This window comes from Mycobacterium sp. 29Ha, from assembly GCF_032883055.1.
Taxonomy (GTDB): domain Bacteria; phylum Actinomycetota; class Actinomycetes; order Mycobacteriales; family Mycobacteriaceae; genus Mycobacterium; species Mycobacterium gallinarum.
In genome coordinates, this window is sequence record NZ_JAMQTI010000050.1 from 1 (window position 1) to 13,742 (window position 13,742).

Annotated in this window: 6 protein-coding genes; 4 read left to right on the forward strand and 2 right to left on the reverse strand. The window is 60.1% G+C overall.

The window, feature by feature from the left end:
- The coding region (gene pglX / locus M1248_RS32805) for a BREX-2 system adenine-specific DNA-methyltransferase PglX (protein ID WP_317150880.1) at positions 1-2,464 on the reverse strand (2,464 nt) is incomplete at its 3' end.
- A gap of 54 nt (positions 2,465-2,518) precedes the next feature.
- The gene (locus tag M1248_RS32810) at positions 2,519-6,574 is read right to left on the reverse strand and encodes a protein kinase domain-containing protein (RefSeq protein ID WP_317150881.1); all 4,056 of its coding nucleotides are present in this window, start codon (positions 6,572-6,574) and stop codon (positions 2,519-2,521) included.
- Between the two features lie 341 nt (positions 6,575-6,915).
- On the opposite strand from M1248_RS32810, the gene M1248_RS32815 reads away from it, so the two are divergent.
- The 4 genes from M1248_RS32815 to M1248_RS32830 all read left to right on the forward strand — a co-directional run bounded on the left by M1248_RS32815 (position 6,916) and on the right by M1248_RS32830 (position 13,696).
- Positions 6,916-8,313: a hypothetical protein gene (locus tag M1248_RS32815; protein WP_317150882.1), complete on the forward strand. Its 1,398-nt coding sequence runs from the start codon at positions 6,916-6,918 to the stop codon at positions 8,311-8,313.
- Positions 8,310-10,934 (forward strand): hypothetical protein, encoded by a 2,625-nt coding sequence (locus M1248_RS32820; protein ID WP_317150883.1) that lies wholly within the window; start codon positions 8,310-8,312, stop codon positions 10,932-10,934. Before M1248_RS32815 ends, M1248_RS32820 begins: the two co-directional genes overlap by 4 nt.
- A 111-nt stretch (positions 10,935-11,045) precedes the next feature.
- Positions 11,046-12,116 (forward strand): hypothetical protein, encoded by a 1,071-nt coding sequence (locus tag M1248_RS32825; protein ID WP_317150884.1) that lies wholly within the window; start codon positions 11,046-11,048, stop codon positions 12,114-12,116.
- 62 nt (positions 12,117-12,178) lie between these two features.
- On the forward strand, positions 12,179-13,696 hold the full coding sequence (locus tag M1248_RS32830) for a macro domain-containing protein (protein ID WP_317150885.1): 1,518 nt from the start codon (positions 12,179-12,181) through the stop codon (positions 13,694-13,696).
- Positions 13,697-13,742: the final 46 nt, after the last annotated feature.

Sequence of the window (13,742 nt, forward strand, 5' to 3'; positions counted from 1 at the left end):
TAAGGCCGTAGTTGTAATACACCTCCCAATCCAACTCCTCCTGCTCCGAAGCCATCGAAGCGCGACTTTCCGCATGAACGCGCATTGCCTGCTCTACGGACATTTGGTTCATGGCGACGGACTGAACAACACAGCTTGGCTCACCGCCCGCAAGTTCAGATGCCAGCATGTCAATCCGGTGAGCGCGAGGGGAAAGTGCACTCTGGGGTAGGGGTAAATCTTGGAGCGTTGTACCTGTGAACTCCCAGTTCCAGCTCCATGGCTGATCCGCCATACCGCTGGCCGCTGTGGCATTGCCCTTGTTAAAACAATTTTGCTTTAACCAGAAACACGCACTGGAGCTATTCAAGACCCCAAGCAGCTCGAGATAGTCATCGACATGCGCTTCAACCGGCAGTTTGATTATAGGAGCGGTGCGGTTGAAAAGTCGGCCCCCGCGATCAAGTACGAAGTGATTGTGGGTTGCAACAAATGGAAAGACGAGAGATAGATTAGACGAGTGACGCCTTGCAAAAAACATCGCCGGGTCATACCACCTTAATCCTCGCTGCTCCGGGGTCTGTCCAAAATACAATCGGTGCGACAGAACGCTCCGGTACCTCCAAAAATGCGTTTGCAGTGCCCTCGGGATTTCCTCCGGATCGCCACTCCACGACTGAGTCATCAGACCCTGGTAGAGCGGGGTGATCGAATAATCGCGGACATTGTCTCCCACTACTGCAGGAGCGGAATTTGCTTTTGTCGCAGACCCAAGCGGCGAAAGTGGCGGAATAAGATAGGCGTCGTCCTCCCCGGTGAGATATGTCATTCCGATATCCTTGGTGAAGTCGGACAATCGATGGACTCGCGATTGCTCAATTTTTGCCAACGTTTCCACAGCGCTGCCACCGGTGAGGCTCCAGGGGTGACGGCTGAGATTATCCCGGGGAAGGTCGACTACTGAGATCCATTGATCCTGGTAACCAGGTTGATCGACGTGTTCGACAACGGCGACCCAAACGTCGCCTTTTGCGGGCTCCTCAGGAGCTCCCGGTTCACCTTGGATACTAAGAATTGCCCGGACGCTTGCACTCACGATCGGCCTGGCTCGACCAATTATGATGACCGTAGGTGTCGAATGTCCTGGGATGTATGCGCCCGAGGTGTCGGCAACGAGGCGCAGATCCAGCTTCGGGAGGAAATCTTCGATGAGGGGGGCGCCGAATTCGCGTTTCATGAAGGAGTTGGAGGTGATCTGACCGACCCAGCCGGCCTGTTCGCCGGGTTTAGCGAGTTGGAAGAACCGCTCCATGAACGGCACCGTCAGGGCGTATTTTCCTTTGCAGCAGTGGTAGATCTCGCGGTAGCGGGCGTTGAGCGCCTTGTCCTTAACCGTGATGTAGGGCGGGTTGCCGACCACCACGTCGTACTGACCCGCCGCCAGAATCCTGCGGAGTTTGGGTACGTCTTCGGTGCGATACGAGAACCGCGACACCGCCGCGTCCTTATCGAAGGACTCATCGCCGTAATCGAAACCAGTACGGCCCAACGCATCCGGACCATGTAGCAACGAGTCACCACTGGCCAGGTTCAGCGTGAATGCCGGCGCGTTCACTAGCGAGCGATCCCCGGTCTGCTTCAACGCCGCCACAATCAGCCGAAACATCGCGATCGCCGTCGCGAACGGGTTCACGTCCACCCCGTACACCGACTCCAACGCCTTATTCACCCGCGCCCGCGCCTCCATGCCCGGTGCTTCGCGATGCCAACGATCCACCAGGATCTCGAACGCCCCCAACAAGAAGTGCCCCGACCCACACGTCGGATCGATGACCTTGAACCCCTCCAACGGACGCTCCGCCAACGCCGGAATCAACGTCTGCTCGAGAATGAACTCCTCCACAAACACCGGCGTCTGCAACAACGCATACTTCTTCTTCGCATACTCCGACAAATCTTGATACAAATCCCCTAAAAACCGCGTCGACAACTCGTCATCATCGAAGCGCCACAACAGATTCCCGTCATCATCGGTGCGCCGCCAAAAACTCAACAACTGATGCACCGCATCCGACGACGGGCTGATAATCCCAATCGCCGCATGCTCATCCACCAACGGCGCCGTCGCCCGGTTAGTCCGCAACGCCGCGAACGCCACCTCCAACCACTCCCGATACGACCGATCCGGATCCGCCTGATAAAAAGCGTTCTCCGCATCCAGCGCCCGCTGCCGCAACCGCACATCAACATGAGTGATCCACACCCCGGACTCACCCAACAACAAATTGTCTTCACAGAACCGCACGAACACCGACGTCAACAACCACCCCACCGCGGCCTGGGTCAACTGATCATCCACCCAATCAGTGAACGACCCCGCCGTCAGCTCCTGAGACACCGCCTCACGATGCGCCGCCCGCCATCTGCTCACCAATTCGGCATCAGCGTTCAACCGCTCCCGCATATCGCCAACCAACAACCCCACCTGCGGACGCAACTCCGCAACCAATGCTCCGCCCGCAACCGTCGCCAAACCCACCTACAACACCCCTCCAACACCAACAGCCAAACCCCGCAACACACTCAAGTCGTCTACCCCCAATTGGACAAACTGCTCAGGCGCGGTCCTGGGGAACGCCTCGCCGTCGATCAACGCGCCGGGGCCACCACCAGCCTCGTTTGGCTGCGGTATCAAAGACCACACCGCGTGCTCGGCGGGACCGGCGATATCAGCCCACGCGTGTAGGACGTTGAGCTGACCGTAGGCAGACAAAGTCGACAAATCAGTCAATACGACGGGTCCCGGTCCGGCTCCGACAGCATCAACCAGGTCCGGAATCACTTGTGCCACCATTTCTTCCAATGCGGTACGGTCTGCCCCAGGTCGGCGGTCCGCTTCAAGCACTTCATCCCACGGCACCTCCTCGCTTATCGCGAGGGCCCGTAAGCGTTCGAGAAGATACTCCGTGACATCAATGTGCGTCGCGTTGAAGACGGCCACAAGATCCCGCGCGACGGCATCGGATTGCCCCATAGGAATGCCTAGCCCTCGGTACGTACCTTCCCGAGCACTGGCCCGAAGTATGCGCTCCACATCGCTCGTGGGCTCGAAGTGCTTCTTCGGCAGTGGAATACGGGTGTGGTGAGAAGGTAGATTCGACGTTTCCCCGGATCCATCTGCGAAGCGGTAACGGTCTAACGTCGCATCCCAAGCGATTCCAGGTGCCGCCGCCTCGACCAAAAGATCGAGTTCCGGTCGCCGAGGCATCCGCGCCGTCAGTGCCGGAAATCTCGCCAGGACGCGTGATTCCAGTTCTGATCGACTGAATGAGTCGCCCACCGAGACTCCCCGCAAAACCTCTTCTACCGCCGAGTCGATCGAAAGGGCGCTGCCATGGATCTCGTCGCGAGCTGATAATTCGATTTCGGTCGAGGCGTTAGCCCCGATGCGCAGAAGCGTCGACGTTGCGATCTGCAGATCGGCCTGAGACTGGCCAAGCGTCTTTGCGGCGGCGGCCCGCAGTGCGGGTTCGGCGTCGCTGATTGGCACGAGCGTAGAGCCTTCCTGACGCGTAGCCGCATAGAGCTTCTCCACTTCGTCGGCGAGGACAGCTGGCAATTGGCGAGGGATTCCTGGCGCGGCGAGCATCGCTACCGTTCCAGTGCCCTGGCGTCGAACCATCACGACGGACTCGTCGCCAGTCGTCGGGTAGCTCGCCAGAACGAGTCGCAAGATGCCACGTGCGTATCGATGCGGGCGATCGACGCCGCTGGCGTCGAGCACGTCGCCTGCCCACAATTGGGCAATTAGGTCCGGCGTGCTGACGCCTCCCGACTCGTCGAGGTGGTCACTCAGGCGGCGGTGCAGCCAATCAACCGTCGCGGCGAGGGTCTGGTCTTTCCTCCACAGGTCCTGGAAATCGCCGAACACCTGGGCGATCCGTGCACCTGTCACGTTCGCGGCAGTCGCGAAATCGGGGTACGTCGTAAACGGATCGCTCGGACTGTTCGGGTGGAGTCCGAGAACCATCTCGACGATCTGTCGACGAGTGACGGTTGGCCTCGCTCCGGCCGCAGCAACGAACGCGTCCATGAGAACCGAGAGCGACCGGTAGGTGTCCGGCTTCGTTTCCGGCTCGGCAGCCTTCGGCGGTGCGGGTGCAGGTGTGGGCTCAGTCGCGACCGAGAAGACATCTGCCCAAGCCGCGCGCATCGCAGCCGCCGTGTCGTACCGAGACTTAACATCTCTCGCAAGAGACCGGCGAAAGAACTCGGTTAGTGCATTTGCACGGGTGTCGTTGTAGCCGTTCGCAACGAAATCCCCTGGTGATACCGAAATATCCTCGGTCAAGCTCGACGGCGCGCTGTCGGGATCGCCGTAGATGGGCGTTGTGTTCGTCGCCATCTCGTACAGAACGACGGCGGCCGCGTAGCGTTCTGCCGCGGAATCGTAGGTGGTCCGAAGACCTTCGCCCAGGAATGGGTCTCTGTAGGGTGGCGTCCCGGCGGTCAGGTTGTCGATAGGCGCTCGTGACAGTGAAAAGTCGAAAAGTGCGAGATGGGTTGCAGCTGATCGCTTTCGATCGTTTCGACTCAGGCCAAGATTAGATGGCTTGATATCGCGATGGGCGATACCCGCGGCTTCTAAGCCGACAACGATGTCCAGCAGCTCACAACCGAGACCGTTGAGTTGAGATTCGGGCAGAGCCGTATACCGGATGATGTCTGCGAGCGTTTTCTCGCCGCAGTTGCTGAGCAAGAGTGCCGTTCGTCCACCTTCAAGGCTCAGGGGACCCTCGATCAATGTCACTACGCCCGGGACTGGGTCCGGCGCATTCGCGAGAAGGTTTAGAACCTCTGCTTCTTCGTGGAGGCGGCTGGCCGCGGCGTCGTCGAGACCTACCTTCAGAACCCGCTTCTCGTCGTCTGCCTCGGTATCAGCCACGAGGATTCCGCGGGCGGTCGACCCTGACCCGAGGACCTCGATTACCTCGAACCGTCCGTTAATCATGTCTTCGATGGCAGGATTCAGCGGATCAACCGCCGGCGGGGGCGCCGCAACGCGACGAATCTCCTCGATGCCGTTCACGAACTGCTTCGCGCCGAATGTCGGCTCGTCCGTCTTGGGATCGCGCCCGAGACGCTTCGAAACGTTCGGGCACGTCGCCTGTAGCACGAGCGCGCGCAGCGGCTCTCCGATGAACTGGCCGCCGGCCGCTGCAAGATCCAAACCGTTCTCGCGGCGAAGACGTTCCAGCAGCGCCGGTCGGCCGTCCGCCGGCGCCTGAGCTCCAGCGAGGAGGTAGTAGGCGACAGCTCCCAGCGAGAACAAGTCGAGCGCGATCCGATCTGCGTCGGCCGACCAGCGGTCCTCGGGCGCTTGGTAGACGTCGTCGACGTCTGCGGCACCGGTATCCGGAAGAACTCCAAACAAAGTGGCCGACTTAGTAGCACCGCTGTGTATTCGGCCCGCGAAGGACCAATCGACAATGCGAATGTCGACAGATCCGCGGCCAAGGCCGTCGCGGTCAATCAGGATCGCGCTCGGTCCAAGCCCTCGATGCGCCACGTGGTTTTTATGGGCGTAGGCCAACGCATCTGCGATCTTGATGAGCACATCGAACTGCTGATCAAGACTCAGTTGGAGGTCAGCGAGCACCAAGTCGAGTGGCTCGAATCCGGGTGTCTCCGGATACACGAGGACGGTGTTTCCAGCGTCGTCCTGCACAAGGTCACGCGGCGCCACGATGGACTCATGGTGTAGCGAACTGAGCAGGGCGTACTCGCGCTGAACCCGGCGATAAGCGGCGGCACGAGTCTGCGTCGAAGTTCCTGGGCGCAGCGAGACCACTCTCGCGATGACCTTCTCGCCGCTGATCTTGTTCGAGGCTTCAAACTGCTGCCAGTCTTCGCCCGCCGCCAGTGGGTTGCCCGCGATCGTCCAGGAGCCTGCAGTTCGCTCGGTGCGCTTCGCGATGCCTAGCCGCTGCAGGGCGTTGGCGACGATGAGCTCCATATCGCCGTCGACCCGGCGTCCGTCTGCCGGCGCTTCTAAGAGGCGCTCAGATATGCCCGGCAGGCCGACCTCCGATTCGCGGCCGTCGGGCCCGAAAAGACTGCTCGTCGCGAGACCAGTCAGTTTGCTGCTGAACGGTGAACCGTGGAGGAACACCGACTCTTGAATGTAGGGCAGACCACGACGGACCTTCTCCCAGTCGAGGCCTATCTCGTCGGTGATCTTACGGGCTTCTTCCTCGATGCGACTCTTGAGACGCTGAGCTTTGCGACGAGTGAGGAGCAGGGGCGAACGCTGAGTTCGTTGCTTTCCTCCCATTGATAGGATGGTCCAGCTCTGCTCGTTACCTCCCGTAATGATTCCGGTGAACGCCTTCAACTCGACGAGGTGGAGGCGTCGTCTGCCAAGAACGAGAGCATCGACTTCGTGCCACTGGCCGGCGCTGTCCATGAACTCGAAGTTCGTCCACGCGCGATAAGGCGAGGCTGCCGGAAGTAATTGCTTGATCATCTCGAGGCCTTCGGCCTCGTGCGCGAACGCGGAGCGTGATACCTCCACCCAGCGATCATCGCCCGCCAATAGAAGCCCGCCCCTCGTTGCTCGTGAACTGTTGGAAGCCAGCTAATGCTTCCATTCGCGAGGTTATCAATGCATGGTGACGAATTTCTGCGGTCTGGGGATCCGCTAGCCGGTCGTCGGGCGCACATGCTGGTAGGCCTTGAAATCTTCGGAAGTTCGAAGAACCTGTCACCTCGAGATGCCACTATGGCGTCAAGCTTTTGACTAGGGGATTACTAATGGATGCTGCAACTGTGGAAGGGCCGGCGTGGTGCGCGCCGGGGTTAGCTACGCGCAGCGGCAGATACCCGCTCGCGGTCGAGCAGCCCGTGCTGAACCGAGTCGACTTGCTGGTGCCAGGCGTGACGTCTCTGACCACGATCGCGCGCTACTACTCCTTCTACTGGGCGTTGGCTGACTTCGCAGGCTCGCGCGAGCTGGACGCGTATGCGTGCCAGGCGCTAGTGCGAAATGCAGAAGTCGGGCTGGCTTGGGCATCTGCCCTGAATCCGGATTCGGGCGATCTGACCGGAGCCGGGCGGATGCACGGCGCCGACGCCGTCATTCGCGTCCTTAAACATGGGCGCGCGGAAAACCTCGCCCGAGTCGGACCCGGCTCGTACTCGGATCGGTCGTGGGGGTTCTGGTCCCAATACGGCGGCTCCAGCGTGGTGCTCAAGACCGCAGCGACTGAGAGCAACGCCATCAGGCGGGGTGAGCGAGAGTGTCCGACGCAGGTCAAGCAGATGTTCGAGCAGCTGCTACAGATGTGCGCCGACCTATCCCCAGAGTCCGACGACATTCCCGACTACGTGGCGCTCACCGAAATGAACGAAGCATCTCCGGACATCGAGCCGCTTTGCGGATTGCTGAGTGCGACTGTCATGGGCGTTCACGACCCCGGTCAGTGGGAGCCGTCCGACATCATGCGGAGGTCGACTCTGCGAATCCTCGCGCGATCGGCTCAAGTCAGTCCGAATCCGAGGGGGTGGCAATTCACCCTGGCTGATGGCGTTGCCTATGGCGATCGCCTCAACGTCGACCCCGTATTTGTGGAGGAGCGTCGGCAAGCGGAAGCGTGGCGTGGAATGCTGCTCCGGCGTCATTCTGTCGGAGCATGGCGTCAGTTCTGGTCTGCGCTAGTTGGAGAAGTGCTACGCACGGCCGAACCCGTTAGTCGAGACGAGCTTCACGAGTGGGTTCGCGGTCAGGTCGGCACTGGCAGCATCGCAGATTTCGTCGAGGGGCTGCCGCCCGTCCAAGTCGGCGATCATCCTGCTCCAGCCGAGGACCAGGTCACTTCGGCTTACGCCGGTGTCGAGGCATGGATTGGCGTCCTACTCCTCGGCGCTTTCCGTCTCGAGTACCTCGACGGCGAAGTGTTATCCGCATTTCTCGGCGGCTCTGCGCACCGTCGCGTCTATCTGGATCCCCATTGGGTTCACGGGCAATACACCGAACACCGATCCCGATCACTCGGTGACTTCGCGTGCGCACTCGTTGACGACATGCTCGCTCAATCACACCGAGTGGCGCTGCGCAAGATGCGGGTAGAAAGCAACGGGCAAATGATCTTGCCGACCAAACTTCACGAGCGAGAAGGTCGGTGGTTCGCTGAGAGTGCAGAAGGCTCTGGGAACATCGGTGTGCGAGCGGATCAAGTCGGCCAAATCGGCACACAGCTTGGCATGTTCGCTCAATCGGACGGCGCGCCGGCCGTGACCGCTGCGGGCTGCGAACTGCTGGGACTGCCCGAATGACGCACGTCCGCTTCGAGTTTCAATCACCCCTCGCATTGATACGTCAATGGCAGCAGCGTGCCGACGGCGCCAGGCTAAGTGAGGTTCTGATCACTGGCTATACCCTCGACCTTGCATTCTTCGAGAAACGCTGCGTATCGATGGCGCGTGGGCTTGGTGCGCGCGTCACAGTGCTGGCCGATTCGCACGAAGCGATTCATGATCCGGCTGACGTCCGCCTCGCCGGTACTGCCTACCAGCACGCAAATGTCAGTTGTCGTGGCGCATTTCATCCAAAACTCGCTGTCTTAGTTGGCGAGGACGACGTGTGGGTCGCGATCGGTTCCGGAAACCCAACCACCTCCGGCTGGGGACACAATGACGAGCTCTGGTTAGTGCTGCGATCGAGTCGGCACAGCGGACCAGTCGCACTGACAGAGCTGTCCGAGTGGCTCGGCGCTCTACATCTTTTCGTCGCGATGCCATCTTGGATTGCGTCGACAGTGACAGAAGTTGCAGACATGATCGCTCCGGAAGTTACTGACGACTCTGTGCCTGCCTTGCGAATACTTGGCAACCTCGATCGACCCTTCATCGACCAGTTGCCGTCCAAACCGGTCGACTCGCTTGCGATGAGTGCGCCGTTCTTCGACCCAGCATCGGCGGCAGTCCGCGAACTGGTCACGCGGTTCAATCCCAAGGATTTGATCGTCGGCTTCCAGCCCACCTTAAGCAGCTATTCGGGATCCAGCTTGGCCGAGGCTGTCACGCGCGTGGGGCACGCCGAGTTCCGCGACCTGCCAGAGACCAACGGGCGCCTGAGCCACGGGAAGTTGGTGGAGTGGACTGTCGACGGGAAGTCGACAGCGATGGTGGGAAGTCCCAACCTGAGCTATGCGGCGCTGCTGGCCGCGACCGCTCGCGGGGGTAATTGCGAACTCGCAGCGGTCTTCCCCGTCGACCAGTCGCTTATGCCTGAGGGCGCCAACGTTGCGTTGGAAGCCCTTCGTACGCGCTCGACCGTTGCGACGGAGCCGCAATCTCGCTCGACCCCGCCAGTCACCTTGCTGGGCGCGCGCCGCGAAGAGCTCGGCATCACAGTCGAGCTGCTCGCGGGTCCCGTCGCCGCCATCATCATCGAGACATCCCCCAACGGAGCTCCAGGGACCTGGCTGCGATGTCACGTCTTCCAGCCGAGCGCGCATGACCCGCGCGAGGTCCTAACTACTCAATTTCAGGTACCCGAGCAGATGGGCGCAGCGGTGCGTGCCGTCGTCGATGACGACTCTGGGCAATTCATCACACCCGCGGTATTCCTCACCGATACGACGCGATGCCTTCCAAGACAGGTAGATTCATCCGCACCTCGGCTTCGGCAGCAATTTGGCGACGTCTTCAGCGACGAGAAGCTGCAAAGGCGCTTCGAAGCAGATCTACTCCGGCTTCTCGCAGAGAACGCAGCCCACCGCACAAAAGCGCCATCGTTGCCCGGGATTCGCAAGCAGGCACCGACCAATTCAAGTAGCGACCGATGGACGTTGTGGCTACAGGGTGCAGAAGCAACGATCGGCCCGCACTTCACGGCGTCGCTGTTCCCTTTCACATCTCTGACGAAGTCTCCTACAGCGGCTCGAGTGCAACAGTGGGACGTCGACTTAGGTGGGTCAACGGAAGACATTCCCGAAGACGAGGACCCGGAAGGATTTGAACCAGAAGCCGACGAAGACGTTTCTGCGCGGCGCCCAGCTCCGATCGTTCCTCCTTCCATACACGTCAAGATGCGTAGCTTTGCGGTCAAGCTCGCGAAGAAGTCGAAGGATGAGCCGCGTCCGAGCCTCGAACTCCGGATGCTTGTGATCCAGCTGATATTGGATCTACTTGCCGCAGGCGTATGGGGCCCCGATGACGAAACCTGGAGAGCCCCGCTGGCTGACGCGCTGGCGGCACTCCCGCCGACCAAAGACGAGGAACTTCCCGAACGCGCGCTCGATTTTCTTGGCTCACTGACAGCAGTCGGACTCGCTCTCCTCGGTCAGAACGCCTCGTTGCACGGAGGTCGTGAGCAGGATCTGCTTCTACGGCGAATTTGGGATGCGGTGTGGCTATACGCAGCCATGGCCGAGCCGGGCCTCAGCGAGCAGTATCTGTATCAACCGCCACAGGGCTACAGCAGGGTTGCAGGGCTTGCTGGTGTCGAGGCGATGATCAAGCGCGCCCAGGAGTTAGTGGACGACGCAGATGCCGGAGTCCGCTCGGCCGTTGATGAGGTTGCTGCCGAAAAGGGTTGGGAAGTCGAGTACACAGATGGCGTTTGGGTCGTCTCGGCGGGCCGCGCCGTTCCTCGGGTAGTCGCCGGCCGGGTCGCTACCGTGGTCGGAGAGTTTGGGAAGCGGTGTGTGGTCCTCGTCGAAACAGAGCAAGGGAAGTGCGCGCTGCTGCGGGAGGGTTCGACTCTAGCTGTGGCGGAAGGCAACTCCTGGAAGGTGACGCGCATGCCGTCGTCGGTAAGCACACCGATTTCGCAACTAAGCGAGGGGCCGCTGAAAGGTAAGCCGACTCCTTTAGCCAGACCGGATGTCGCTGTCTCGGACCTCGCGGGTCGAATAGGAGTCGAGCTTGAGTATGTACGGCAGTTCTTCTAACTCGAGGCTCGATAGGTCGCTGCTGGGTAGGACGGTGACCCGCAGATTTTTGGAGGCCCTCATCACAGCACGAAGTCCGCTGCGGAACCTGAACGATGCATCGGAGCAAAGGTGTTAGACGACGTGGTCTACGAGATAGTTCGCACTTGGGGTCGCGAAGTGGTCGATAGCGAGGACGAGAATTTCGGCTGCGTAGTCGAAGAGACGGAACGAGTCCGACTGAGGGCTCGTGGTGGAGCACTTTCATACGTGGTCGATGACGGGCCGGAAGTGCCTTGCGCCGTTAAGAGGGCGGAGGAAGCGATTGCTTCCACTCCAGTTTTGAACGAGGTTCGACCGGACCAGATCACAGCGATCACAGCTCGACCGGAAGTAGCGCAACTGCTGCCGCTACTTCTTGTCTCGACGGGAAACTGGGGTGAGTATTACGAATCGCCGTGGACGGATGAGATGGAGGAGCATCTATCCGAAGAGACGAGCAGCGCGCTACCCCACGACATCTACCGGGTCCTGTATGTCAACGAATCTCGTTGGCGCATGTGGCATACCGACGTCGGCGACCGTTTCTTGCCTGGCTCGGAGTACGAGACTGCGTTCGAGTCGGACTGGGCGTACGCCAGCCTCTACGAAGTAGCCGAGATGAACTCCGGAATGAACCGGAACACCCTCGGGCTAGTAACGCCGGCAGTGGTCGCCGAAGTTGACGCGCCCGACACCGACGGAATCTATCCCGAGGAGGGGTCTACGACGATTCGGCTTATTCGCTGGTCCGGTGAACCGCACGCGGCAGCACAGCTGCTTGCAGATTGGGTCATGAGCGGTCCCGTCGAGTTCTTCTTCTACGACAACAATGGCACGGAGGCCGACCCCAAGTACCTAGTTCAATTGCTCATCGACGCCGCGATGAACGAAGACCACAGCGCTGTCAGAAGCGCCGAGCAGCTCGTCGAGTCGACTGGCTACGAACTCGGGTTCTTTGACCGGAGTCCTGCGACTACCCAGTTCGCTATGTCGCTTAGTGTCGGCCAAGAGGTGATCGACGCGACCCTCGACTTAGTGGCAGCAGCTGACCCCGAGTATCGCGACATGATCCTCGCGGCTCGCAATCCCGATTCACCAGAAGCACAAGCTCGGGATGCCCGATTAGCCCAGATTTACTCTGAGTATTCCGAGGCCGACTAGTTGGAGTGAGGCATCTCCCCTGCACCCCGGTGCATCTGATGTCCCGAACGGAGGTTGACCAATTGTCCACTGTCTCAATACCTCATCTCAGTGTCGAACTCGGTGATATCACCACGCAAAAAGTCGACGTTATCGTCAGCCCCACAAGCGGAGCGATGCGCGCTCAAGGGGGTGTGAGTCGCGCGATTCGACTCGCTGCGGGTCCAGGCTTCGCCGCGGAGTGTGCCCGCCGCTTTCCCGACGGTCTTCAGGTCGGCGATGCGGGCTGGACCGGCGCAGGCAAACTGCCTGCAGGTTGGGTTATACACGTCGCTAGCCCGAGATTCTCTGCAGATCAACCCAATAAAGCTCTCCTCGAGTCATGCTATTTGCGAGCCCTGGAAGTTGCCGACGAGTTGGGCGCCCAAACTGTCGCGTTTCCGCTTGTTGGCGCTGGCGCTAATGGCTGGCCGTTGGGCGACGCAATCTCGATCGCTGCTGAAACGATCGCGCCGGCGCCGACGCGCGTGCACGAGGTGCGATTCGTAACCCAGGACCGGGAAACCTTCGATGAAATCCATAATTATGTAAGCCGATTCACGCCACTGAAGATGCTCCGAGCGGTCGAAACCCTTCATAGTCGCGGCTACCACCGGATTCGAGCACTTCCCGGGATGAGCGGGTCTGGCTTTCATTGGCGCGTAGCTATCACCACAGCAGACAACTTCGACGAACAAGGTCACGGCTTTCGCGACAACGAGCTAGCCATCTGGTACACGACTGGAGCGCTCACAACACTCAACGAGGTCGAGATCGCGACAACAACGACACGCGAGAACGTCGCTGACCTCATCCTGAACGCCCTGCCCAACGCGCTCCCAACGGCTGATGATCGTGACTACGTTGCCTGGTTCGCCGGACTGATGCGGCAAGTCGAAGACACGGGCGAACTGCCCATAGCCTATGCGGACTACTTCGAACCCGAAAAGGGCTGGGAAATCGGGTGGGGCAGCGGTAACCGCTATCCCCACCCGCCGTCACCTCCGAGCTCAGTCGGAAACGGTTCCATCGAGTGGGCACTGTCATACAACCCCTACGAGCGGCTATGCAGACGACCAGATCTGTTAGACAACATCTTTGGTCGGCTTGAATCCCATTACTCGTCCACCAAGAGCGCGCCAGCTTGGGCGGGCGTTGATTTGCTCCGAGGGTGGGCACACGCGCTCGCATTAGAGATACTCGCGTCGGGCACCAACCAACTAGTTAAGAAGTTCACTACGGTTCTGTCGGCCATTGACAATCATCCCGCGACCCGATCATTCGAGTTTTCACCGCAGCGAGGCGGATCGGTCGAACGAGTAGCGCAGCACCGCAAAGAATTGCTCGACTCACCAATGGCGCACACTTACTATCCTCAATCGCTAGTCGGTTGGCTCGAGACCTACAACGGATATGAAAGATTGGCCAGTAGCGACAAGATTTTCGTCGCCCTTCAGCCTCTCATCGATTGCTTCACACCAGGGGAACCCATACCGCGGTGGGCAGGACCGGACGTGCTTCGAGCCTGGATGTTTGCGATGATGGAATCTGATTTGAGGTGAGCCCGTCGTAGTGGTCCAGTCGTTGTGGGACTCTGTTGCCCGGTGT

Excerpts from the sequence above, each read along its gene's own strand:
- M1248_RS32820 (WP_317150883.1), top strand. The coding sequence starts at position 8,310 with ATGACGCACGTCCGCTTCGAGTTTCAATCACCCCTCGCATTGATACGT.